Source organism: Bacillus sp. USDA818B3_A (genome assembly GCF_009928415.1).
In the GTDB taxonomy this organism is placed as follows: domain Bacteria; phylum Bacillota; class Bacilli; order Bacillales; family Cytobacillaceae; genus Neobacillus.
In genome coordinates, this window is sequence record NZ_JAABNN010000001.1 from 642,729 (window position 1) to 668,055 (window position 25,327).

The 25,327-nt window shown below is 38.4% G+C and carries 23 protein-coding genes and 1 pseudogene; 5 read left to right on the forward strand and 19 right to left on the reverse strand.

Going from position 1 to position 25,327, the window contains the following annotated elements; all coding sequences use genetic code 11:
• Positions 1 to 30 precede the first annotated feature (30 nt).
• The 11 genes and pseudogenes from GXK58_RS02905 to GXK58_RS02950 form a co-directional block, all read right to left on the reverse strand.
• A complete protein-coding gene (locus GXK58_RS02905; RefSeq protein ID WP_160719640.1) occupies positions 31 to 1,008 on the reverse strand; it encodes a carbohydrate kinase family protein in 978 nt (325 codons plus the stop codon).
• A gap of 96 nt (positions 1,009 to 1,104) precedes the next feature.
• Positions 1,105 to 1,659: a GH32 C-terminal domain-containing protein gene (locus GXK58_RS27180; protein ID WP_442862452.1), complete on the reverse strand. Its 555-nt coding sequence runs from the start codon at positions 1,657 to 1,659 to the stop codon at positions 1,105 to 1,107.
• Positions 1,657 to 2,573: pseudogene (locus tag GXK58_RS27185) on the reverse strand (glycoside hydrolase family 32 protein); the annotation flags it as partial. The gene GXK58_RS27180 and the pseudogene GXK58_RS27185, both read right to left, overlap by 3 nt.
• Before the next feature lie 94 nt (positions 2,574 to 2,667).
• A complete protein-coding gene (locus GXK58_RS02915; protein ID WP_160719642.1) occupies positions 2,668 to 4,278 on the reverse strand; it encodes an ABC transporter substrate-binding protein in 1,611 nt (536 codons plus the stop codon).
• A 58-nt stretch (positions 4,279 to 4,336) separates the two neighbouring features.
• Positions 4,337 to 5,218, reverse strand: coding sequence for a carbohydrate ABC transporter permease (locus GXK58_RS02920; protein WP_160719644.1), 882 nt, complete (start codon positions 5,216 to 5,218; stop codon positions 4,337 to 4,339).
• Between the two features lie 19 nt (positions 5,219 to 5,237).
• Positions 5,238 to 6,173, reverse strand: a complete 936-nt coding sequence (locus GXK58_RS02925; RefSeq protein WP_160719797.1) for an ABC transporter permease — start codon at positions 6,171 to 6,173, stop codon at positions 5,238 to 5,240.
• A 271-nt stretch (positions 6,174 to 6,444) separates the two neighbouring features.
• Complete coding sequence (locus GXK58_RS02930; protein WP_160719646.1) at positions 6,445 to 7,776, reverse strand: ABC transporter substrate-binding protein; 1,332 nt, start codon at positions 7,774 to 7,776, stop codon at positions 6,445 to 6,447.
• 27 nt (positions 7,777 to 7,803) lie between these two features.
• Positions 7,804 to 9,393: a response regulator transcription factor gene (locus GXK58_RS02935; RefSeq protein WP_237389542.1), complete on the reverse strand. Its 1,590-nt coding sequence runs from the start codon at positions 9,391 to 9,393 to the stop codon at positions 7,804 to 7,806.
• Positions 9,368 to 11,164 carry a cache domain-containing sensor histidine kinase gene (locus GXK58_RS02940; protein WP_160719648.1) on the reverse strand — a complete coding sequence of 599 codons (1,797 nt, stop codon included), beginning with the start codon at positions 11,162 to 11,164 and terminating at the stop codon, positions 9,368 to 9,370. The genes GXK58_RS02935 and GXK58_RS02940 overlap by 26 nt, the downstream gene beginning before the upstream one ends.
• 438 nt (positions 11,165 to 11,602) lie before the next feature.
• Positions 11,603 to 13,387, reverse strand: a complete 1,785-nt coding sequence (locus tag GXK58_RS02945) for a S9 family peptidase (RefSeq protein WP_160719650.1) — start codon at positions 13,385 to 13,387, stop codon at positions 11,603 to 11,605.
• A gap of 388 nt (positions 13,388 to 13,775) precedes the next feature.
• Positions 13,776 to 14,660 (reverse strand): amidohydrolase family protein, encoded by an 885-nt coding sequence (locus GXK58_RS02950; protein WP_160719652.1) that lies wholly within the window; start codon positions 14,658 to 14,660, stop codon positions 13,776 to 13,778.
• A gap of 359 nt (positions 14,661 to 15,019) precedes the next feature.
• Between GXK58_RS02950 and GXK58_RS02955 the strand changes: the two genes are divergently transcribed.
• Entirely contained in the window at positions 15,020 to 15,808 is a 789-nt protein-coding gene (locus GXK58_RS02955; protein ID WP_160719654.1) for a hypothetical protein, read from the forward strand.
• A 66-nt stretch (positions 15,809 to 15,874) separates the two neighbouring features.
• Here GXK58_RS02955 and GXK58_RS02960 read toward each other — a convergent pair whose 3' ends face one another.
• Positions 15,875 to 16,045, reverse strand: a complete 171-nt coding sequence (locus tag GXK58_RS02960; protein WP_160719656.1) for an antitoxin VbhA family protein — start codon at positions 16,043 to 16,045, stop codon at positions 15,875 to 15,877.
• A gap of 137 nt (positions 16,046 to 16,182) precedes the next feature.
• On the opposite strand from GXK58_RS02960, the gene GXK58_RS02965 reads away from it, so the two are divergent.
• Entirely contained in the window at positions 16,183 to 17,274 is a 1,092-nt protein-coding gene (locus GXK58_RS02965; protein WP_160719658.1) for a hypothetical protein, read from the forward strand.
• 209 nt (positions 17,275 to 17,483) lie between these two features.
• Entirely contained in the window at positions 17,484 to 17,723 is a 240-nt protein-coding gene (locus GXK58_RS02970) for a hypothetical protein (RefSeq protein WP_160719660.1), read from the forward strand.
• A gap of 33 nt (positions 17,724 to 17,756) precedes the next feature.
• Here GXK58_RS02970 and GXK58_RS02975 read toward each other — a convergent pair whose 3' ends face one another.
• Positions 17,757 to 18,383, reverse strand: a complete 627-nt coding sequence (locus GXK58_RS02975) for a hypothetical protein (RefSeq protein WP_160719662.1) — start codon at positions 18,381 to 18,383, stop codon at positions 17,757 to 17,759.
• A 648-nt stretch (positions 18,384 to 19,031) separates the two neighbouring features.
• Between GXK58_RS02975 and GXK58_RS02980 the strand changes: the two genes are divergently transcribed.
• Positions 19,032 to 19,220, forward strand: a complete 189-nt coding sequence (locus tag GXK58_RS02980) for a hypothetical protein (protein WP_160719664.1) — start codon at positions 19,032 to 19,034, stop codon at positions 19,218 to 19,220.
• Between the two features lie 584 nt (positions 19,221 to 19,804).
• Here the strand turns inward: GXK58_RS02980 and GXK58_RS02985 are convergent.
• Positions 19,805 to 21,070 carry an MFS transporter gene (locus GXK58_RS02985; protein WP_237389552.1) on the reverse strand — a complete coding sequence of 422 codons (1,266 nt, stop codon included), beginning with the start codon at positions 21,068 to 21,070 and terminating at the stop codon, positions 19,805 to 19,807.
• 307 nt (positions 21,071 to 21,377) lie between these two features.
• Here GXK58_RS02985 and GXK58_RS02990 point away from each other — a divergent pair, with 307 nt between their 5' ends.
• Positions 21,378 to 21,758, forward strand: coding sequence for a YkvA family protein (locus GXK58_RS02990; RefSeq protein WP_160719668.1), 381 nt, complete (start codon positions 21,378 to 21,380; stop codon positions 21,756 to 21,758).
• Between the two features lie 64 nt (positions 21,759 to 21,822).
• On the opposite strand, the gene pqqE is transcribed toward GXK58_RS02990, so the two are convergent.
• From pqqE to GXK58_RS03015, 5 genes are read right to left on the reverse strand one after another with little or no spacing between them, the layout of a single operon-like run.
• Positions 21,823 to 22,968 carry a pyrroloquinoline quinone biosynthesis protein PqqE gene (gene pqqE, locus GXK58_RS02995; protein ID WP_160719669.1) on the reverse strand — a complete coding sequence of 382 codons (1,146 nt, stop codon included), beginning with the start codon at positions 22,966 to 22,968 and terminating at the stop codon, positions 21,823 to 21,825.
• Complete coding sequence (gene pqqD, locus GXK58_RS03000) at positions 22,940 to 23,284, reverse strand: pyrroloquinoline quinone biosynthesis peptide chaperone PqqD (protein WP_202171274.1); 345 nt, start codon at positions 23,282 to 23,284, stop codon at positions 22,940 to 22,942. The genes pqqE and pqqD overlap by 29 nt, the downstream gene beginning before the upstream one ends.
• A gap of 44 nt (positions 23,285 to 23,328) precedes the next feature.
• Positions 23,329 to 24,069, reverse strand: a complete 741-nt coding sequence (pqqC, locus tag GXK58_RS03005) for a pyrroloquinoline-quinone synthase PqqC (protein WP_202171275.1) — start codon at positions 24,067 to 24,069, stop codon at positions 23,329 to 23,331.
• Between the two features lie 5 nt (positions 24,070 to 24,074).
• Positions 24,075 to 25,007 carry a pyrroloquinoline quinone biosynthesis protein PqqB gene (gene pqqB / locus GXK58_RS03010; RefSeq protein ID WP_160719801.1) on the reverse strand — a complete coding sequence of 311 codons (933 nt, stop codon included), beginning with the start codon at positions 25,005 to 25,007 and terminating at the stop codon, positions 24,075 to 24,077.
• Positions 24,989 to 25,243 carry a hypothetical protein gene (locus tag GXK58_RS03015; protein ID WP_202171276.1) on the reverse strand — a complete coding sequence of 85 codons (255 nt, stop codon included), beginning with the start codon at positions 25,241 to 25,243 and terminating at the stop codon, positions 24,989 to 24,991. Before GXK58_RS03015 ends, pqqB begins: the two co-directional genes overlap by 19 nt.
• Positions 25,244 to 25,327 lie beyond the last annotated feature (84 nt).

Genomic DNA, 25,327 nt, shown 5'->3' on the forward strand with positions numbered 1-25,327 from the left:
TAGTTATGAAATGGACTTTCTTAAAGACTATCAATTAGCATATCTTTTCAAGCTGTTAACTTCCTCATACGTCGGCAAGGCAGAAATGGCCCCTACTTTCGTGCAGACCATCGCTCCTACTTTATTACTGAATGCAATGATTTGTTTTAGCTGTTGGAAGTCTTCTAAAGAACTTTTCGGCTCTTCCGTTTTCGAAAGCTGATAGAGCGTTGCTCCTACGAAAGCATCCCCGGCACCGGTAGAATCAATCGCATCAACTACTATACTAGGGACGGTTTCAATGTGATGGCCATTTGAAATCAGTGTCCCTTCTTTCCCTAACGTAACGGCAACTGATTTTGCCCCTATTTGTTGAAGGGCAGCAATTCCCTCTTTTAAATCTTCTCTTCCCGAGATAATCTTTAATTCCTCATCACTTACTTTGACAAAATCAGCTATAGAGATTCCCTTTTTCGCCAACTCTATAAACTCTTCTCTTCTTCCCCTCCAAAGGTCATATCTATAGTTAGGGTCAAACGAGATAAATTGACCTGCAGCCTTGGCTGTCTGCATCACATTTAAATAAGTGCCTTGAAATGGATCATTTAATAGAGCAGTGGCTGAACCGAAATGGATAATATTAGATTCCGTTATTCTTTTTTGATCAAGATCGTTTTGCGTTAAGAAAGCATCTGCGCCTCGATTAAAAACAAAGTCCCTTTCCCCATTTTCTTTTAACGAAACAAATGCTAATGTTGTTGGATGCTCATTATCGAGTGCAAGCATGGAGGTATCAACCTTCACTTCATCCAATGTTTTCTTTAAAAAATGTCCGAACGGATCATTGCCCACTTTGCCGATGAATGAAGCTCTGCCCCCCAATTTCACAATTGCCGCACAAACATTGGCAGGCGCTCCCCCTGCCTGTTTTTCAAATTTTCGACCTTCAACTAAGTCAATATCCACATCCGTACAGAAAAAATCAATCAACAATTCTCCAATACAAATAACTGATGAATTTTTTTTCATTTATGATAAACCGTCCTTTTCATTTTGTTCGTTTAATATTGAAAAAACAAAGCTCTAATCCCAAATGTTCGATTAGAGCTCTGCCTATAAATAAAATTACTTACCCCAGATTGATTCTAGTTCCGTTACTATTAATGAGGACACTTTGGTATGTCCTTCGTTGGAAAACAACACCATTTGTTCATATGGGTGGTTTGGAAAAATTAAACTGGTAAATACGGCCTTTCCATCATTCGCCAATACCTCGATGGAAGAAGTATCCAAAAAGATTTGCAGCTTGATTCGATCATTTTCCGTCTTCACAGAAGCTTCCTGTACAGTCGGGAATGACTCTGAAAAACTATTATCACCAGCTTCTGTTCGGTCGACAAGTAACATTTCCTTTGCGACATCGTAACGAATGATAGTCTTTTCCTCTTGAGAATTTTGAAAAACAAGCCCAAAGGAATCGGAAGTTTGTTTCTTAAACTCAATATTCACTTCATGTAATGGACTTAAGAGCTCAAAAGACACTGGATGATTTGATTCAATTGAAACATCCTGATACACTTCCGCCCCCTTTCGGATTGAATCAATTTCCTCTGCCACTTTTTGAACCAATTGTACTCCAGCCTCACCGGAGGTTAACGATAATTCTCTTGGCAACGTCATTGCGCTTCGCCATTCTTCCGTTGGAACCTGATTGGCATAACGCCAGTTGCTCATCCAGCCAATGTAAATTCTTCTGCTGGCATATCTGACCAGCTTACCCCTGCATAATTATCTCGGCCAAAATCCAGCCAAAGAACCATTTCATCCGGATTGTCATTTACAAATGTAGTCCCATCGAATTGGCCTACAAAATATTGTGTTCTTGACCCTTCTTTAAATTGAGGGTTATCACCAATGCTGACAAACATGACCCATTTTTGATTGTTTTCATTGCCATCTACTGGCAATTGAAACAGGTCAGGGCATTCCCAAACACCGTCATGCGACCCGGCTTTATTTCCAAATTCACTGGCAAACTCCCAGTCTTTTAGATTAGCAGAGATATAGAGCGTGACAGATTGTCCGGTCGCCAATACCATCACCCATTTATTTGTTTCGTTATGCCAAAACACTTTTGGATCGCGATAATCTGTAATATTCAAGTCTGAAAGCACTGGATTTCCTTCATACTTTACCCAAGTCCTTCCATTGTCTTTACTATAAGCCAGGCTTTGCCGTTGACGAGGCCGGTCTGATTCCGGGTAATTATCAGCACTTGTATAGATGGCCACTAACCCTGGTCCCTCAGGGAAAAAGCCTGAAGTATTGTTCCAATCCACAACCGCACTGCCAGAGAAAATCGCTCCATGATCGTCTGGATATAAAGCAATCGGAAGCTGTTCCCAATAGATTAAATCCTTACTAACCGCATGTCCCCAGTGCATCGGTCCCCATGTAGTACCGAATGGATGGTATTGATAAAAAAGATGATACTCATCATTAAAAAAGACCATTCCGTTTGGGTCGTTCATCCACTTTTCTTCTGGTGAAAAATGAAACTGTGGACGGTGCTTTTCTTTATACTTTTGTCTCATCGTTTGTTTCTCCTTTTTGAAAATATTATCAATCTATTAAATTGGAACAAGGCTGTTATTCTGTTACAGCCTTAGCCCCATTATTTTAAATCATTTATTTTGCGTTTCTGTCGTAGCCTGATTGCTTAATTTTCAACCACTCTTGCAAGCCTAAACGGTCTAATTCTTTTAAATAACCAGCCCATTCTTGATCTACTTTACCGTTTTGAATCCATTCTGCGCGTTTTCTCATAACATAAGCAAACATGTCTGTTTCGATCGCAGAAAGTCGATCAAGTTCTTTTATAGAGAAGAATACTTTAGGATAAATATTTTCTGCTGTCATATGAGGAACCATGACATCCTTCATTAATCCTAATCTCCATGCAGCATCATCAGGCTTGGTCGTCACTTTTCCATAGTACTCATCTAAAATCGCCAATGGTCCGCCGATACTAGTTTTTTGTCGTAATTCAACCGGTGCCATACCATTTAAAGGTTCATGATGCAGCATACCTGTAGCCTCATCCAGTTTAAAGATGTTTTGCTGCTTTTTGTCTCCAAAAGTTCCCCAGTTATCTTGGACAGATTGATGTGGTTCATATAATTGGTCAATCCATTTTGCTGTTAATTCAAGATTCTTGTTTGCACTTGTAATGACCATTCTGCCTCGATCAAAGCCCATTCCATTTGTTCTGGCTACGTTCACATGACCATCCGGACCCGCTAGCGGCTTCATAAGGTCATAATTGTCATTCATCCCTGTAATATTGGCTTTATCCCATGTGAAATACAAACCGTAACGATTGTCTTTTCCTTTGGAAAGATACGTGTTCCAATCTTGCTCAAATGCTTCCACATCAATTAAACCTTCTTTATATAAATCATGAAGGAATTTAATCCCCTCTTTATACCCCTTATCGGATGCTGTAAAAGTAACTTTTCCATCGTTCGTTACAACCGTATGATCCCAGTTTTCCCCCAAGCCAAAGGAGCCAAATAAGAATGCTAAATCTTCGCCGCCGGCTTTATTGATAAATGACATTGGAATTTCATCGGCTTTTCCGTTGCCATTAGGGTCTTTTGTTTTGAACGCAATCAATACTTGCTTTAATTTTTCTGTTGTTGTTGGCATTTTTAACCCTAGTTTATTTAACCATTCAACATTAATCCAAGGGAAATCATCGACAGAGTGAATGCTTTCTTTCCCGGAGCCTAATTCCTCAATCCATGGAAAGGAGTAGATATGTCCGTCAGGAGCCGTCATCATTGCTTTATACTCAGGTGCTTGCTCCAAAACCTTTTTTAAGTTTGGCATGTCCTTTTCAATTAAGTCTTCAACCGGGATAATCGCACCATCTTTTGCTAGTTTTAATAAATCGTAGTCACTATAAGCAGCATCCAGGATGGCATCAGGCAAATCACCACTGGCCACTGCCAGGTTTCTTTTTTCAACAAAAGCATCGGAAGTGTAGTTCTTCCATTTAATATTAACACCTGTAGCCTTTTCCAAACGCTGGTAAATCAACTTTTCATTCGGATCTTTTGGAGCTAATGGCGAGCTTTGAGTCATAAAATTTAAGGTTACCTTTTCCTTTAAAGGAAACTTAACATTCTTTAGGTCATACTCTTTTGCAGCTGTTTCACTGTTACCGCCGTTGCTGCAGCCTGAAACTAGAAATATAGCTGCGAGAGAAGTAGCTAAAACTTTTTTTGCATTTTTCATAATGATCCTCCTAAATGGTTTGTGTAAGCATTTGCAAAAATATATTTTTATTGGCTCATTATTTTAGAGAACCAACCATTACACCTTTTTCGAAGTATTTTTGGAAGAACGGATACATAACAATCAGTGGCAGACTGGAAATAACAATCGACGAGTATTTGATCATTTCAGAGAGCTTTTTCAGTTCAGCCATTGCCTGCTGGTCACTGATCATTCCCGGTTCAGCCTGGTTTTGGATTAAGATTGACCGTAAAACCAACTGTAATGGATGCAGCTTTGGATCTTCGAGATAAATCATAGCATCGAAATAAGAGTTCCATTGTCCAACAAAGGCATACATGGCTAAAACGAATATGATCGGTTTTGAAAGCGGCAATACGATTTTAAAGAAAATTAATAGATCAGAGGCTCCATCTATCTTCGCTGCTTCATGCAATTCGTAAGGAATCCCTTTAAAATAAGTCCTTGCCAGGATAATGTTCCAAACATTCACAGCACCAGGGATTAAAATGGCCCAGACGGTGTTTAACATTCCCAAGTCTTTTACAACCAGGTATGTTGGGATAAGCCCTCCTCCGAAGAACATGGTAATAATAAACAATGTCATAAAGATATTTTTACCAACAAAACCGTTTACAGATAATGGATAGGCCGCGAAAACAGATACCACAACAGTTACAATCGCAAATCCTACGGAGTAGAATATGGAATTGAAAAATCCTCGTACCATCGCATCATTGGATAAAATCAGCTTATATCCTTTAAAACTCCAATCCGAAAAATTAAAAGATATCCCTTTATTTAATAGAACCGTCGGATCCATAAACGAAGCGAGAACGACATATACCAAGGGAACTAACACGATTAATACAGCTATAAATAGAAAGATATTATTTAAACCCAATATGATCCGGTCGATGCTGGTGTGTTTTATATTCATATCAAGACTCCTCCTTTCGTTAATATAAACCTTCGCCTTCATTTAATTTCTTCACAATTTTATTTACTACAATTAACATAAACACGTTTATGATTGAATTAAACAGCCCAACAGCTGTTGAATAGGCGTAGTCACCTGCTTGTAAACCCACCTTGTACACATAAGTTGGCAAGATTTCAGAAGTCGGCAAGTTCATGGCCGTTTGCATTAAATAGGCTTTTTCAAATCCAATCGACATAATGCCTCCAGCAGCCAAAATAAACGTAACAGCCATTAAGGGTTTAAGTGTCGGCAAATCAATATGGATGATTCTTTGCAGAATATTGGCTCCATCAATTGTCGCTGCATTATGCAATTCAGGGTCAACATTTGCTAAAGCAGCAACATAGATAATTGATGACCAGCCGGCTGCCTGCCATATTCCAGAAAGAATATAGATGGATCGGAAGTAACCTGGATCTGACATGAACATGATCGGTTTCCCCGTGATATAAGTGATAAGGTGATTAATCGGACCAGTTGGTGATAAGAAAATAAATACCATCCCAACAATAACTACAACAGAAATAAAATTCGGTGCGTAAAGAACGAGTTGGATATTCTTTTTGATAGCCGCTCTGCGCAATTGATTCAGCATAAGTGCTAAAATAATTGGTATCGGAAACCCTAGGATTAAGCCAAATAGACTCAGTTTAAGTGTACTCATAAAAATGGCCCCGAAGTTTGGTGAAGAGAGAAACTTCGTGAAATTATCAAGGCCAACCCAATCACTGCCTAAAATACCTTTAATCGTACTAAAATCTTTAAAGGCAATAATCGTTCCATACATCGGGATATATTTAAAGATGATGGTAAGAATAACTGCTGGTGCGATAAGCAAATAAAGAAAGTAGTTTTTCTTAATATAATCGATTTGGCTTCTCAGTTTCGATGCTGATTTGGTCTTCGTTTTCATTTGTATTGCGCTTTCTTTTTTGGCATTGATTAAATTTTGCAATCGCTTTACCTCCTATCTAACTGCTTTATTTGATAAAATTTTTATTGCTTATCTGCTTTTAACTATATCAGGTAGGATTAAAGTTGGATTTCAATATCTTTGGGTACGGATGTTTAAAATTTTCGGCATTTGAAATCGATTCCATCTAAATAAAATTAATAAAGTAAACGGTTAACAAGATTATGAAGTAATAAAAAAAATCTCCTAGTTTCTAAAACTAGAAGATGAATTATGGTTTCTCTATTTCTTTAAGAGCCGTATTAATTTTTTCTACCGCTTCTTTAGCGGAAACATTTGCATCCTTCCCTCCGATTCCAACATCCTCAAATAATGTCTTTATGGCATCGCTGACAACCGGATAAACTGGCGTAACCGGACGGTTCCTGGAAAATTTCTGTGCTTGCAGTAATAAAATATTTTTAGGATATTCGTTAAATTCAGGAAGAGCTTTTGCTACCGAGTATCTTGCCGGTATATCTCCTGTCATAGTGACATATTTTTTCATTCCTTCATAACTTGTTACATACTTGATAAACTTCCAAGCTTCCTTTGGATGTTTAGATTTTGATGTGATTCCGAGCGACCATGCTCCATTCGGAGCAACCTGATACTTGGCCTTTGGCAGAGGTGCCACTCCAAAATCTTCTCCCAGTTTGAAATCAGTATTTCTTTCAAAGTCCTTTAAAGTCCAGGATCCCATTACCGTCATCGCAAGCTTCCCTGATTCGAATGCTCCTGAAGGTATTTCAAAGGTAGCCACTCCATATTTATTGTATAGGTCTTGATAAAATTGGAGGGCCTTCAATGCTTCGGCTGAATCTACATATCCACTTGCCGTTGTCCCATCAGGGCTTAGTACAGTGGTACCAAACTGCCAAAGGAAAGGTGTTTTAAAATACGCAGGAGCCTCTCCTTCACCAAATCCTTGCGCCGGGTCAATACCAATCACACCTTTTGCAGGATTATTTAGTTTTTTTGCGATTTCTACTACTTCGTCCCAAGTTAAAGGTTTATTCGGATTCTTTGGCGGAAGAGGGATACCGGCCTTTTTAAATAAATGGATATTGTAGCATAAGGCAATACTGGACTCCGTAACGGGAGCAAGGTAAATTTGGCCTTTATAGCTTAAGCCTTTTAAGGTAGTTTCAGGGATATCGTCTATCTTGCCTTCTTTTCTCATATATTGATCTAATGATAATAGCGATCCTGTATTGGCATATAGAGCCAAAGTTGGACTGTCAATGGTCAAAATATCCGGAGGGTTCCCTGCTGCGAGTTCGGTTCGGAGTCTGATTTCATAATCACTGTATGGAATCGACTTCATTTGCACGTCAATATCGGGATTTGCCTTTTCAAAAGCAGAAACTAATTCTTCATACGCTTTATTTTCAGCGGCGTTACCGCTATTTCTCCAGAATGTCAGCTGGATTTGGTCGACTTCATCAGTTTGATTTACGTTTTCTTTTTTACTGCCAGAGAATGTATCGAAAAAAGAAAATGTCAACCCTGCAATACTTAAAAGAATGATGGAAAAAATAATGACCGTGAACCATTTTTTCATCTGCATTCCCTTTCTTTCTACTCTTTATCAATCTACGGAATTTCGGAACTCAACAGGTGTTTGTCCAAAGTGCTTTTTAAAAACAGTGCTAAAATATCCCGAGTTAGAAAATCCGACCAGATTTGCTACATCAATGATTTTAAGCTCCTCATCTCTCAGGAACCGCTTAGCTTTTTCCATTCGTACGTTAACAAGGTAATCGCTAAAATTCTGCCCAACATAATTTTTAAAAGTCTCTGATAAATAGGCACTATTAATATGAAAGAGCTCAGATAATGAGGTAAGTGAAATTTCACTTGCATAATGCTGATCCAAATATTGCCTAACACTATCAATGATTAATTTTCCATTCGAAAAGCGGGCCAATCTTACCTTTTCAATAATGAGCTCCGCCAATTGATAAAGATGTTCCAACACTTTACTTTGTGCATTAAGCTCCCAAATACTTTGCTGGCAATTCCACATTGTTTCTTGAATGTTACCCGTTTCAATATGATATTTTCTTGCGATGGAACCTAACAAAAATAACACTCGATTGGCCGAGAATGAAAAGGTCATAATTGATTGAGTTCCATCCCTTCCCAATAGATTGTGAATATTGTCCTTAAACACCTCGATTTGGACATTTTCAATCGCATTGGTTAACTTTCTCTCAAATTCTGGTGAAAACTCAAATCCTTCTTCTCTCGTCATCTTCCCTTCAATCACCTGTGATTGTGAGCCCAGTTGACTTTGGCTCCAGGCAAGTAAGCTTGAAATATACCCCGTCTTAAAGTTTGGAAGACCGTTGACAACATTCCCAATACCAATCACTGTTTCTAGATTAAGGAGTTTTTTTACATTTTGCTGTATTTTTTTTATGACATTGGAAGTTGAATTTAACTTTTCAGAATCAATCAACTGTATATAATGAATCATATTGGCATAGCTGGGGTCATAAAAGGAATACGTTCCCGAATACTCTTTTGCGATTTCCCTGCATAGCATCTGAAAAGGTATCCGGAGCTCTTTTAACCGGTTTAGATTGCCTTCATTTTCTCTAATTTCCACGGTGACAAATTGTACGATTGCATCCTCTCTCACAAGATCTTCCAGCTGCAGCTGACTCAGTCTCTCGTTTACCATCTTAAGCTGTAACCATTCCTCTTTTACTAAATAGAGCAAGTATTTTTCTTGCACTTCTTGCAGCTGGGTAAGAACAAGCTGGCGCATCCGCGCCGTTTCCACTTGTTTTTTCTTCTCGTCCTCGATTTCACAGCGGATTTTTCTTAATGCTTCTACTAATTCATCAGGGGCAACAGGTTTCAGCAGGTAGTCCCTAACCCCTTCCTTCATTGAGCCTTTGACGTATTCAAAGTCGGAATAACCGGATAAGACAATGACTTTAACCTTCGGAAATTCCTGCTGACAATGCTTCGCTAATTCAATTCCACCCATAATGGGCATCCTCATATCTGTAATAACTAAATCAATCTCACTGTTCCGGACCATTTCAAGTGCTTCTTGGCCATTGGAAGCCTCACCTGTAATTTCGAACCCTTCCTCTTCCCAATCCACTTTCATTCGTAAGCCTTTACGAATTTGAATCTCATCATCCGTAAGAAGTACCTTCAACATGTAGATCACCTCTATCCACATTTATACATAATGTAATCCGTGTGCCTTCATTCTTTTCAGATTCAATCTGATATGAAAAGTTTTTACCGTAGTAAAGTCCCAATCGGCTAAGGACGTTTCTAAGCCCAATGCTCCTGCCTTTACTTTTTAATACATTCGTTGTTTCACTCTTTGTATCTTCACTCAGTAAATTGGAAATCACTTCTTCAGACATTCCGATTCCTCTATCTTCCACCATAATTAATACCTGATGGTTGATCTTTTGGGTTTTAATAAAGATTTCTGCAGAGGCTTTTTCGCTAAAACTATATTTCACGGCATTTTCAACGAGTGGCTGGAGGATAAATTTAATAATCGGAAGAGTTTTTGTCTCGGGATCCTCCTCAATTCTAATTGTGATGTCGTCTTCGTATCTCACCTTTAAAATGTCCGTATAACTGCGGATATAATTAACCTCTTCACCCAATGTTACCACATCGCTTTGCGTATTTAAGGAGTATCTCATCATCCGGCCCAAATATATACTGACATTCATAACCTCTTTATTTTTCCCCTGAACAGCTAGCCCTCCAATGATTTCAAGCGTATTGTTCAAAAAATGGGGATTGATTTGCAGTAATAGCGCTTTGTATTCGGCATCCTTTCGGCGGATATTGGTTTCATATTCCGTTTCAATTAAGGTCTTTAATCGATCAACGGTATGATCGAACACTTTTATCAGATAACCTACTTCGTTGTTATTCGATTTGATTGTTGGCATTAAGCGTTTCGCGCCGGAAAAATCTCCGTTTTCAATCACTCTCATCGCTTTAGCCAGTTTTCCCAATGGACTAACGATATTGGAAGAAAGCATATAAGAAGCGACTATTGTTAACAAAAAAACAATTCCGCTGGTTAATAGTAAGTTTCGTTGTAAAAAGTATACTTTTGAGAACAAATCAGACTTGGTCACTTCACTAACCAGGAACCAATTACCCATTGATAACTTTTGATAAAACACAAAGTAATCCTCACCGTTATAATCAGTTTCTAATAACCCTTTTTGATTTTGACTATTTTTTATTTTAGTTAAACTTTGTATTAATACCTTTTTCGGAGTATAGATCTTCCCTTGTAATACGTTTGCTCCCTGCTGATCGATTAAATACGCATGACCTCTTCTTCCAATCGTGATTTTTTTCAAAGCTGTTTCTAGCAAAGCGGAAGGGATATTAACCTTGATAATCCCATAGGTTTTAAACGTATTCATATCAAAAAGAGGTAAAATATAGCTATTAACATTACCTTGAGCTGGCAGATAAGCATCAATATGGGACTTTGCAAATCGCTGTTCATTTTTTGTGAAGTCATTAAACCAATCCATTTGGTGCAGGTCGGGACGATTCCCCCAGGTCCCTTCGCCATCATTTAGAACAACGGAAATGGACATTCCATTTGAATTGTTAACCATTATCGAGGATAGCAGCGTTTTAAGTTGATTTTTTTGTAGTAAGCTCTGGCCTTTCGAAATTTTCGCATCCTTATTTTCCAGCTTTAACCACTGTTGGGTCGCTTGATTGACAAGTACCTGCTTTCCCAAATCCTGCGCCTGTGTTGTGACGGAATTAATATAAAGTGAATACTGGTCCATTGCCTCGACAGTTAAATCCTGAGTCTGTTCTTCAATAATCGATGTAAACCAGCTTGGAATAATAATGGACAATATGATTAACGGAATCGTTAACAAGCAAGTAAACACTATAAACAAACGATTACGTAAGGAAAAAAGCATCTAATCACCCCCAGTTAAGAGAAAACCCTTACAATATTATGCTAGTCTATTTAAGATTTCAAATATTATTATTTAATCAATTTAACATAACGGTTACCGACATGCTACGGGTTTTTAGTAGATATTTGTTTTCGAAATTTCGGTACATTTTTTTATTGGGCAAATTTTTTTCAAATAGTTTTTTGACCTACAACAAAGGAGAGCTTATTTTGGCTTCCTCCTTTGTTGTGCTTTGTTCTGCCATAAAAAAGCCCCTTCGCTTCATCGGGGATTCCCAACATAGCAATAGAGGCTCCACAGTCTATATGATAGATCCAACACAGTCTATCGGAAAATCGATTTCTTCAAACCAAATTATTCCAAAGGGAAGTAAACCATGTCATTTCAACGTTATTGGCGGGACCGCCTGGAAATCGAACCCAGCAGCGACTTTAAAAATCATTTACCCATATGCCGATTGAGAAATTGTATCATTTCTTTATAGGCAGTAGTTTTATTTTTCAGTTTTCCGAATTTATGGCCTTCATCTTCAAACCGAATAAATTCAACTTGATGATTTCGAGCCTTTAATTTATTCACCATTTGCTCGGATTCTGTGATCCGGACACGAGGATCATTTTCCCCATGAAGAATCATTAGCGGGGAAGTGATTCTATCTGTATGATTCAATGGGTCAATTCTATCAAAAAATTTCCCATCTCTTTCTATTGTTCCATATTCCGCCTCCCTTTGCTTCTTACGCCAGGGGCTTGTTGTTTCGAGGAAAGTTCTAAGACTTGACATACCTACAATATCAATAGCGGCAGACCAATACTTTGGAAAATGGCTAATGGCAGCAAGAACCATAAACCCACCATAGCTGCCGCCCATTATGGCAATCCTTTCAGAATCTATGTTCCTATTTGTCTTTAGCCAATCAACTAAATATACCAGATCCGTTACAGCATCCATTCTTTTTTGGACATCATCAAGATGGGTGTACGTTTTTCCATAGCCCGTACTGCCTCGAACGTTTGGTGCACAAACAGCATAACCCTGATTTAATAAGTATTGCTGGATTGAGTTGTAAACAGCACGGCTTTGGCTCTCAGGACCCCCGTGAATATTTAGGACAACAGGCAGTTTTTTAGAGATATTTTTAGGTTCATAGTAAAATGCCGGTATCTGAAGGTTGTCAAAAGAGCGGAAAGTGATAATTTCAGGTTCAATCAATTTATCCTTCAGAGCTGGTGAGCGGGAAACATATGTAAGCCTCTCAGCTTGTATTGTTTTGAGATCAAGTTCCCATATATCAGGTGGATAGGCTGGTCCATTAAATTCATATGCCAGTTTTTGATTATCAGGGGAAAATTTCATTTTGGATATGACACCAAGTGGTGTTTTCCATGTATATAGATTGCTTGTGTTTAAGTCTAAAATAATCCCTTTGGAAACTCCCCCTTCATTTATCGTAAAGGCAAGCTTGTCTTTATCCTTACTCATTTCTAGATTTTCGAAATCCCACTCTCCAAGTTCCATCCAATCGAAATGTTTTGTTTTTAAATTAATAAATGCAAGCCCAAAGAATTCTCTATCTTTATTGGACAATAAATAGAGATGAGTTCCATCCTTATTAAAATGAACATTTTTAAAGCCTGCTTCCCCTGTATGTTTTGTGATCCAGTTCACCCTTCCAGTTGAAAGGTCAAGTATACCTAAATCATTGTCAAGAGATGTATTTGTTTTCTGAATTAATAGAGACCTTCCTTCTGGAGCCCATTTAAGGCATGAAAATAGCCCATTATCCGAATGAACAAGACGGATTTCTAGTGTCTCCAGATTCTGAATGTATATATCTAAATAGGCTGGCTGCAGGCGATTACTTGACCAGGCAATCCATTTTCCATCTGGAGAGCTTCCGCCAAAATGATGCATATGTTCTGGTGAGTTTGTTAGATCTATTAGTTTATTATCTTTCTTTAGTAAGTATAATTGCTCATTTTCATTTCCCTTACTATCCATTCCAATAATTAAATTAGATGTACCGTTTACATACTTAATAAGGGTGATTCTATCCTGTGTAAAAGAGACTTGGGCAGGCCAGGCTTCACCTCGATCGAGCTCCCATACCTGAGGTTCTCCAGTATAATTAGCAATAAAGCGTAATTTGTTACCAACAGGAGCGTAAACTGGATTTTTCGCAGTACGAACATGTATAAAAGGGTCTAAACTTACGGCATCCATAAAATATCCCCTCCCTGTATTAAATCAAAAACGTTCTTTAGAATTGAGAGTCGTGGAAAGATCAATGAAATAAAAAGGGATAAAACTCTCCAATCCATTTTATTTAATCGAAGGGGAATTATGCTTATTAGCCCATTCTTGATACTCATTTATTCCACTAATTACTGCCGATTTACTCATTGGAGTAAGAATTGGTGCAAACGTTGTATCAGTGAACATGACATTCGACAATTGGTATCGATGGACAAATATACTCATGTCTAATTAAAGATGCAAAAAAGCTGCCCTTCGACTCGAGCAGCTCATTAAAAGCTTTAGTAAATTATCTATAATCTAAAATTACCAGGATTGGACCTAGATAATCTTTTTCAGTTGGTCCCCCGCTGCTTTAAAGCACCGGGGAACTGACCCCAATCAATGCTAAAAAGTTTTTTCCCAGAATATATTCCTTTTGGTAATCAGGAATATCAAGAGAATCAATCCATTTTTTCTTTGCAGAGTAGTCATATTCATTAAATTTTTGCATTCCATAGGGTCCGTCGCAGCCATAAAGAACTTTCCGATACCCCAAAGCTTCTACTGTGCTCTTTACAATCGTAGGAGTAAGATAGTCACTTGATAAGTCAATATAGATATTTGGCTGATATTCCACGTATTTCCATAGTTTTTTCCAAAAAGGTAAACCGGCGTGAGCGTAAATTAATTTAAGGTTTGGGTATTTTTCTGGTAAATATCGGTAAGAGTTTCGTTCGGAAGAAAGATGAATAATGATAGGAACGCCTTTTGTTTCACATAATTCAGCAACTTGGTCAAGTGCCCTGATACTATATTGATGCATAAACGGATGGGCTTTCACTCCAATGAAACCTGGTTTAGTAAGATAGGATTCCAGTTTTTCAACTGATTCAGGAATCATAGGATTCACGGCAGCCCAACCTAGAAACCGATCAGGAAATCGTTTAATGGCTGATGCAACTAAATCATTGTCTGGTTGACTAAAAATCTTGTATGAAGAACCATAAAGATTAAAATAGCCCTCTTTTACCAACCCATCATAAATTTTATGGCCCACATACGGTACATTTAATATTAAAGAACGGAAAAGACGCTGTAAATTATGTTGAAAGGCACTATCGACCTCAAACATGGTTTCATTCATGGCGGCAATCAACACAGTTTTATTGACACCATTTTGGTCCATACACTCTATCATTTTTTCAAGAGTCAGCATGGTTTCATCCACATGAAAATGGCAGTCTATTATCATTTTCATCCTCCCCTTCAGAAGGTGAAATTTTTATATGATTGTTGTTTTCTTTCTAGTATTTTCTTATGATTTGTAATATTAAACTATGAGCAAAATTATTAGCATACTTTAAAATAAATTTGGGTTCTTATCTTAATCCCCGATTTATAATGAGCTCGAGATCTATTTTTATAAAGATATAAAAACCATTAGGTTGATACATTAAAGATCATACAAAAAATTGATTAAGGATTCTAAAAGAAATCTTTCAAAAGTTATTTCTGCAACAACTTCATAAAAGGGGTGCTTCTACTATTTTCCTTTTGTAAACCGAAATAAATGATATAATACTTTTGGTAAAATAAAACAACAAGGGGGAAATGGAAATGAGATTTTCTATACGATTCTTTTTAGCTGCCATTCTATTATTAGCTTTAGCAGCCTGTAGTAATGATACAGCAACCAACGAAAGTTCAGATGATAAAACTAATGTTCAGGCATCTGAAACAAAAGAAAAGAAAAAGGAAGCTCCGCTCGATATAACTGGTTATTGGAGTGGAGATGGCAAAGGAGATTATTATTCTCTCTCAAAAACTGATGATACTTACTCTTTAACATCACTTACCTTTCAAGAAACTATTCAATTGGATGCTACAAATGTTAGGGACAACGAAATCAATACAACTGTAGTAAAAGGTACAGATAATGGTGTTCAGACTGGAGATAAGGTAAATTTAAAAATAATAAATAACAATAAGTTTTCATTAGAAATTGATGGAGATACTCAAGAATTCACTAGAGCGAAAGATGAAAAAAATGTTGATCCCTTAGATTTAGTTGGAAACTGGATGGATGATAATAATTATATAACGATTACAAAAGACAATAATGTTCTTACATTTAGTTTTGAAGATGGTGCTGATGAAGGACTAGTTAAATTTGACATTTCAGCCGAAGTTACGGATGTTATTGATAATTATGTATTCGGAAAGATCACCAAAATTCTTCCTGAAAAATATGCAAATGGAGAAGATGATGATTTGTATCTGGGAGCGGGAACGGCTTTCCACCTCTCGGATGATAAAACAAAATTATCAATAATGGGCGAACAAGAAATGACTAAAACAGATATGTCATTCGAGGAATTTAAAGCACAACATAACAATAATGAATAAATATATTATGAAGTTGGAGCAACTCCGGCTTCTTTTTTTATAAAAAAATCCACCTTTAAGGTAGATTTACTTTTTATGTACAAGTTGTTTTACTTTTTCTTGAAATTCTTCCTCTGTAATTTGATTTCTTAGTCTTTTCTCTACTAATTCCATACATTCAGGTTTTACCTTAAGTCCTTCTAATTCAACTGATGCTTTGGCATTTGCTAATGCCTTTTTAATCTTATCCTTCTCCATATTCTCTCCCCTTAACATCTCTTAATTAATTATATCAGATTTACTAATATCTAATGTTAATTCATCAATGTTAGAGCCATTTAACAGATTTTAATGTTATTATTTTACTGGTAAGAAAATACTACGGGGGGAAAAAAATGAAAATAGTAATACCATTTATCACTCTAATTTTATTGTTTGCTTTAACAGCTTGTTCGAATGAAGACGCAAAAGACGAACAGAATAGCGGAGAAGCAGCAAGTGTATCTTCGGAAGAAAACAAAAAAACAGAAGAAAGTAAAAAAGATAGCTCCACACCCAAAAAGGTAGAATTGAAGGAATATAGTTTTGATGAATTTGTGCAATTAAGTGAAGATGAACAAAAGGGATACTTTAAATCCTTAGCCAATAATCTGGGATATACAGATGCTTTAGGTGATTGGATGTTATCGTTGGTAAAGGATCCGAATACGCAAATACCAAGTTCCGTTACTACAGTAAGTGGCTATGCCGAATTTTATGTTAAAAATGCTGAGATTCAGGATGGCTATAAGTTGAATTGGAAATTGGAAGAAGAAAAAGAAATCGCGAAAAATGGTACAAAGGAAGAACAAGCGCTTGATAAGAGGGCGGAATTGGCAAAGAAAGAACCGCTGTTTGCAATTAATGACCAAGACCAAATATCTTTCTTAGGAATAGGAATTGGGGATTCGATTCAAGATGTGGTTTCTAAAAAGTGGGGAGAACCTAATAAGGTTCAAACTGATACCATTAATGGTCCGTATCCCTTTAACAAATACTTCTATGGTATTCCAGGGGACAAAGTGGGGAAAGGATTAGAAAGATATTGGTTGGTCATAGATAGTGAATATGGAGGCTCTCCTGAGACAGATACTGTGGTTAAGATGAGTTTACTTGTTGATAATAAACCTGACACCATACCAAATTTAGAAATCCCTAAAGAATTTAGTGATCGATTTATCGGTGATATCTATTACGATGTTCTGACAGGGGGGCCTTTTGACGCTCTTCCGGATGATTTTGACTTGTATTTTTTCCGAGATACAGAGCATCCACAAGGATTAACCATTAGTACACGGGACGGTAATGATTTTGATCTAGAAGCACAGGTATGGCCAATTGATGAATTAAGTGTTTTTGAAAAGCGGAAATCAAATTATGATGTTTTAACAATGAAACAAGCTCAACAAAAATTAACTTTCGAAGAGATAAAAAAGAAGAGAAAGTAAAAAGGGTAATTTAAACATATTCTTAGAATAAATATCTTTCCGCAACAATTAGTGCTTTCCATTTTCATTTTTACTGTTTTTCCTTTTAGAAAAAAAGAATGATATTTTAAGGAGTGCTAAGACATCTTTAATTAACATATTTAAGTTTTACTTTATTTTCTCCCTATGGAAGTACATAGTCTTAATACACCAAGAAGACCGCAACCTATTTGAATAGGAGCGGTTTTCTCGGTTTATTTACAATTGTTCCGTTTCAAGGTATTGACCGTAAATATGAGATTATGTATGAGCAACAACAAATTTTGGGTGATGAAATAATAGATTGGAAACTCTATAGAAAGTATTCTTTTCATACTTTAGCAAAGGAAATACTAGATAAAAATATGGAACTCGTTAAAGCTAAATTTGCAAAAAGAGACAACATTATGATGTGGCCTTTTTGTATATAAAAAAAGAACAGCTAACCAGTGCTGCTCCATTTTCTATCCATTTAAACTGGTTGTATCATTTTGACTTTTACTCATCAATACTCTAGCAAGTGCTGTACAAATTTTCAACACCAAGTATGGAACGATCAATATGTAAATTGCATAGAAAAACCCATACTTGATCATATCCCACAAACTTGTGCTATCTGCATACAAATAGCTTACATAATCCGAATTTTCAATCATTCCAACAATGGTAGCAAAAAACCTTGTTGTCGCAGCTAAACACCCTAAAAAGAAAATAAAGTTAAGAAATTTTGAATTTCCTCTTCCTAAAACCATCAACATAAGTGAAATGCTAAATCCTATCCAAATATATCGACTAAAGTTGACAGAGTATCCTAGAACAAAATGTGCCCCTAATAAACATGCTATTAATACAACAATTCCAATGATTATTAGAAACAAAGGAGCAAGGCCAAAAATAGAGCTACTATCAGATTCATTTTTAGCTTTGATGTCATCTGGATCCTCATATCCATTTTCAAATTCAAAATATCCATCATCGTCTCTGCCGTATCTTCTGCTTAGTTCTTTTATCGCCTCATCTCGTTGACTGGGATCCCCCCTATAATAATCATCCTTTAAATCTGAATCACTTCTAAAGTGGTAATCTGGCACTTTCGATATCCCTCCTTTTTTTCAATATTATAACATTAAAAACTTTATTTTATTATGCTTAGTATGCCATTGAGATGCTCATTTTGGATCCTCTATAATATGAATTAGATTAATTGACCTTATTTAGCTTTCATTCCCCTCTTAATACTCCCTAACAGCATTCAGTCTCTTTGTATCCCGTCCCAATTCTTTCTCAAATTCTTCAAATTTATCTTCCACATACAAATTCACAATAGAATACACAAAAATGAGCTTGGAGAAAAGTCCAACCTCATTTTTAGGTTTATTATCCGTGGAAGTTACCCGTATTTTGATTGACCGTTACATAAGGATTATCTCCAGTATCAACTTCTTAAACCCAAACTTCCCAATTAGCATTGCCAATATTCTTGTAGCGACTTGGCGTAACGTGATAACCCTCATATAATTCTTTTTCAATAATATCCACCCAAGCACCTGTCGGACGGTTTATAGCCTTTTGGATGTATTGGAACTTGAACTTGTGCCTTTGCTTACCGAAGAAGATGCGTTACAAAGTGCTAGAAAAGCAATTAAGAAATAAAATCAAATTGCAGAGGAATAATGAACTCTTCGTAGCGTAATAACATATATATGATATCGAAGCCCAAAAAACGGAGGTATTGCGCTATGATGAATGAGTTGCTGGATGCGAAATTGTCCTTATCACGAATTAAGTCGGAGGTCCTGAATTTAGCTGCGGAGCTGCTTGCGAATGAGTCTGCCGATAAGTCTTTCGCAATTAAACGACTGCTAGGGGTCGTGGAATTTATTGAGAATGGTGACGTTAATACTACAGATATCAAAATAACACCATGATGTTGGCAAGTTGCTAGCAATTAGAATACAAGAAAAACCATGCGAAAAATGACCGGGCCTGGGGGTCTGGTCATTTGTCTAATTTTTTCCGTATAATAATAATGTTTCTGAAGATAAATCCCGTATTCATCACGAATATATAACATTTAATAATCATTCTACTAAGTTCGAAGTATTCACATAATTTTACATATATAACAACCGTGTTAGAAAATTACAGATATATATCCCACCATTTAACAAAGTACTTCTTACACCTTTACGTTATGTTTTTCTAACAACAGTTGAATAAAAAATCCACCCTTTGTATAAAAACCTTTGTTGATTAATAAACCGAAAAAATATGTTCCTCTAAAAATTTGTAAAGCTCTTTAGAATTTATCTTTCCTTAGTTTTATATTGAAGCAGTTTTAATATGACTTTGGTTTCTTTAATGGACTCTAGTTGCTTGATTGTAAGATCACCTATTAGAAGTTGTACAGCTGCCTCTTTTACTCTCAGCCAAAAGATCTAAGTTCACATAAACCTGCCTCTTTTTTGTTGAAAATGTATAGCTTAAAATCCTATATCCTAAAACCCTAACATCACCCCGATGAAGAATGGGATTTCATTCGGATTTCGTAGGAGCTGAAGACTTTTCCATATAAATAAGCAAAACTGAATTGTAAACCGGAGGCTATGTAAAAAGGCAAGGCCAGTGAACCCAATCCAAAAAGATAGCCGGTCAAATACGGTCCAATCGATATGGGCAGCCTTATTGAAAAGATATTGATGCTTGATGCGAAACCACGGCGCATGTCACGAGTCAAACTCACACTCAACGCTTGCTGTGCCCCTTGTGTACCTCTGTTTAAAGCCGTTCGTATGATATACAAGACAGAAACAAGTGCATAAGACGATAGTAAAGGCATCAAAATCAAAAGCAGACTTGCAATGAAACGAACCAGCACAATGGACCTTATTGTCCCGTGTTTACGGGATAATTTTGCTTGTAAGACAGAGGTAACACCTGTCGCAAAAAAAGTGACTGCCAATGTGCCTCCTATCTGTATACTGCTTACCCCGAATTTAGCCGAAAACCAATAAGACATCATCGGTCCCGTAAGCCCAATGGCAACCCCGTTAAGGATGTTAATGGCTGCCAGCTTTAAGACTGCAGAATTTTCTTCGCGCAGGATTCTCTTTTCCTGATTCCCTGACTCCTCTTTTATATATCCTGGTTGTTTATCAATTTTTCCTTCCTGAATGGTTAAAATGATTGACGCGGTCACAAAGGATAAAACGAAAATAAAGAAGAATATAGGGCGATAGGAAGAGTCTCCTGGAAAGTTATGATTCCATAAGGCCGTGATCCCCGCCAGCACTGCACCCGCGGCCATTCCGAAAAAGCTAAGAGCATTATTCAGACTATATACCTTTCCACGCTCTATTTTTGGGACAAAGGCCGCCAGCCAAGCCTGCTCCGCCGGGGCACACGGGCTGGGAGAACCGGCGTCCGCCTTCCCAAAACCTGAAAGAGTGATTGCAATAAATAACAAAATAGTATTTGTAGATAATATCCCGATCAACGCACATCCGGCTGTTAATAGTTCAGAAAAAAGGATAAAGGGTTTTCTCCCCAGTCGATCGCTATAAATACCAATGACTGGGGCTAGTACTACACCAAGCAAACCTCCGGCAGCAAGCACACTTCCAATTGCCGCTGTGCTCCAACCCAGTGCAGCGAGGTATAGAGACAAATCAACAACTAGCATGCCTTGTCCAATACTTCGAATGGTATTGACCAGCATAAGTTTTTTGGCCGCCGGATGAATTTGTCCGGCTCCGTCATCATCGTTCTTACCAAACACAAACTTCAACTTTATCACTTCTTTTCTATTTTTCTTACATCATTTTTAATAAATATGGGGGGATATTTGTAATCCGGGGGTTATTGTTACTCTACTTAAAAGAGTTCCAAATCATCCTATCATTTATTCATAGCCATAACACTTTACCTATAAAGGAAGCATCACAATGTCTTTAGAAAACAAAAACACAAATAGCGGATACAGCATAAGTTGTTTAAAATGGTGATGTTCGAAGCAAAATAATGCCAAAGGATCTGGACTGACCGATGAAAAAGAGGATAGTTTATTAGAGAGGGAAGGAAATGACATGGTTAAGCAATTAAACAAATGGAAGGAATTCATCCAAAATCTTAAACATAGTATCTATATCGTGTATCTTGCATACCGTCATCCGAAAACACCATGGTATGCTAAAGCATTTTCATTATTGATTGTTGCCTATGCGTTAAGCCCTATAGACTTTATTCCAGATTTCATTCCAGTATTAGGTTATTTGGATGAAGTTATTCTGCTTCCCTTGGGGATATTAGGAGTGTTCACCCTGATACCGAATCAAGTATTGCAAGAGTGCAGAGTGATGGCCTCCCGAACACCTAAAATGCTGCAGAAAAATTGGGCAGCAGGTGTTGTCATTATCTTGGTTTGGATCAGTCTTGCGACCACGGTTCTTTTTAAATGGGTCATATAAAAAGGTGCCAAAGGTTATGTATGCAGCCCTTTAGCACCAAAATTACAATCACAAATTTAGAGTTTTATGTTTTTTTTGATGTGGTTCTGTCTAGCTGATATCTCCGATAGATGACGGGTGATGACTTTATAGTGGTGTTGCTATTAGCGTCCTGTACAGCTTTTTCAATCAGATAATGTTTTGGCGCCCAGTGGCAGACCGGATCCGTCGCATAAGCGTCCCCAGTTAAAGCAAAAGCCTGACAACGGCACCCACCTCCGTCTTGGTGTCTTAGTTCACACGAAACGCAGGGTTCTGGCATCCATTCTTCACTGCGAAAATGGTTGAAAGACTCTGATTCATACCAAATATGCGTTAGTGATGAATCAAGTACATTTTCAAAGGAGAGACCCTCAATCATCCCGGCTGTCGGGCAAGGAAGGACTGCCCCATTTGGTGCTACTGTTAGGCCAATCGTCCCCCATCCCCCCATACAAGGCTTAGGTGCCTGAGCATAATAATCAGGAATAACCCAAATGATTTCGATTTTTTTCCCAATACGCGCTTTTGCGGCCTCATAGATTTCACGGGCACGCTCAATCTGAACACGGCTTGGCAACAGCTGCTCCCGATTGAGCAAAGCCCAGTTATAATACTGAGTATTCGCCAGTTCCAGACGTTCAGCACCCACCTCCTCGGCGAGCTGGATAATCTCATCCAATTTATCAATATTCATTCGGTGCAACACGACATTTAATGATAAATACAATCCAGCATTTTTTACCGCTTTGCAAGCTTCCCATTTCTTGACAAAAGCCTTATAGCCGCCGATGCTGTCCGAAAGCTGCGCTTCGCCTGCCTGAAAGCTCACCTGCACATTTTCCAAGCCGGCATCACAGAGCCGGGCTGCCTTTTCAGATGTTAATCCAATGCCGCTAGTTATGAGATTGGTATACATCTCTAATGTATTTGCATGGCGGATCAGAACTTCCAGGTCGTCCCCTCTCAAAAGTGGTTCTCCACCGGAAAAATGAACTTCAACTACTCCAAGATCAGCAGCCTCAGACAAAACACGGCACCACTCCCCGGTCGATATTTCCATTGCCTTTGATATCATTTCTAAGGGGTTCGAACAATATGGACAATGCATAGGACAGCGATGAGTTAACTCCGCGACCAAGGAATATGGAGGGGGAGCCCCCTTATTGTTCTTTGGTATCGACTGAACCATGATTATGGATCACCACCCAACCCTGATCCTCCATCTCCCGGAGAAACTCAGAAATATCTGCCTTCATCGTTACCAAATCAGGCAGAACACTTGTATCTGCTGTTTCTGTGTCTGCCTGCAGGGAAGCCCTTATTTTTTCAGTTATGGTGTTCACGGTTTGTCTTCCGTCACATAAAGTAAGAATAGATGCAGCCGTTTCGTTTAAGACCACGACCTTTTCCGGTAACAGAAGAAGGTTCTTTTCCCTCACCTTATCAAATTTTAATCGAGCCTTTGCTGCGAGTCTTGGAATACTGTCAGCTAAAATGGACTCCACCACCTTTCTTCTATTCTTCGGGAGTGATAAATCATCATTCACTCTTACAGGAGATATGCGTTTTCGATGGCATCCAGCTGTGCCCACAAGACATCACACTTGAAACGCAGCGCAGCAACAGCCCGCCTTTGATCTTTTGGAGTTTGGCAATAGGTTAACACAAGTTTAAGGGCTGTATCGGCATCACGCGGCGCCTGTGAAAGGCGATTCTGAAAATATTCCAGTCCTGCCCGGTCAATCCATGGATAAAGCCGCTCAATGACCTTCATTCTTTTTGACATTAAATCAGGAGAAAACAATTCGGTTAGGGAGGAAGCTACAGCTTCTATCCATGGTTTTGTCCTCGCGAAGTTTACATAAGCATCCACGGCAAATCGAACACCCGGAACGACTCTGACTTCCTGCGCTACTTCTTCCCGGGATAACCCCACAGCTTCACCAAGCCGAAGCCATGCTTCAATTCCACCTTCTTCCCCTTGCGTTCCGTCATGGTCAATGATTCGCCCAATCCATTCACGGCGCATATCCCTTGATGGCAGCCTAGAAAGAATAGCTGCATCTTTAATCGGAACAGATATTTGATAATAGTATCGGTTAGCCACCCAACCGCGGAACTGTTCTCTGCTTAATTTTCCTTCATGCATCGCTACATGAAATGGATGTTTGTCATGATAAAAGGAACTCCCAACAGCTTTTAATTGCTCTGTGAATTCATCCCTCGTCCATAGTTCTTCCTCTGTTTCATTTAACACCTTTTCTAGGCTTGGGAAATCACCTTGATCCAAAATGTTCACACCTCCACTTCCATACCGTCATAGGCAATCTCAATACCAAGCCGTTCCAATGTATGCCTTTCCATTGAGTCCTTCTTTAGAATCGGGTTGCTGTTGTTAATGTGAATCAGAATTTTCCTCTTGGCTGAGTATATGGCTAGCTTTTCAGCAAGGCCCGATGGACCGCTAATTGGTAAATGTCCCATACTTCTTGCATCGCGCTTGGTTGCACCCATCTCAACCAATTCAGTTTCTGACCAAAAGGTTCCGTCAACCATTAAGATATCCGCCTTCTGAAAGCAAGCTTCTATAGCTGGGGTGATCCTTTCTAAAGTAGGAAAGTAAGCAAGGCATTTGCCTGTACGCTCATTATGAAGAACTAGCCCGACCTCCCAAAAATCTTCCGGGACATTCTCCTCCTTGTTTGACTGGGTATAAAGCGGCGGTTTTTTAGAAACGGGGACCGTCTCGATGAGGATAGTTCCTTCTTTTCCTATACCCGGAGGTCCTATCCGCTTGCGATTATCAGGGTGAAGAAACTGCCATTCCCATGAACAATAGTTTTTCAGTATGGGTAATACTGGGAAAAACGACTGCAAACCCTTTCGTACAGTCTCGGTTCCATAGATGGTTAAACAAGAACCCTCTCGTAATGACAATAACCCAATCGTATGGTCGAACTCGGCATCGGTTAAAATAACACCAGCCAGCGGAGTCTCTCTTATACCTGGACCCGGATGCAGGGCAGTAAACGATTCAATCTGTTTGTGAACATCCGGTCCCGCATTGATGAGATACCAATCCTTTTCATTCGCACTTACAGCAAGCGATGATTGTAATAACGGCTGGTGCGAATCGTTTCCTTCGCGGACACTTTGGCAATTTGGACATGCACAGTTCCACTGCGGAAAGCCGCCACCGGCCGCTGCTCCTAAGACTCTAATTCGAATTTGGCTTCAGTCCTTTCACTGGAGACTTGAACACCTTCTTTGCCAATATCCCTGGGTTTACCTAATGCCCTTGCAACCTGCCACCCAATCGCCATATTCACTACAGCCATAAGGGGATACAAGAGATAGTCACCCACTGGTTCTGGGAGCAGGAGATCGACGGCCAGCCATCCTCCTGCTGTTGCACACCCAATAATCACGCCAATCATTGTTTTTAGGGAACGATTTATTTTCATATGCCCTACCTCCGTTGATTTATTAAACTATTAAAAGCATGCGCAAGAGGCAAGATGGCTGTACCGCTAGCCGATATAGGCATA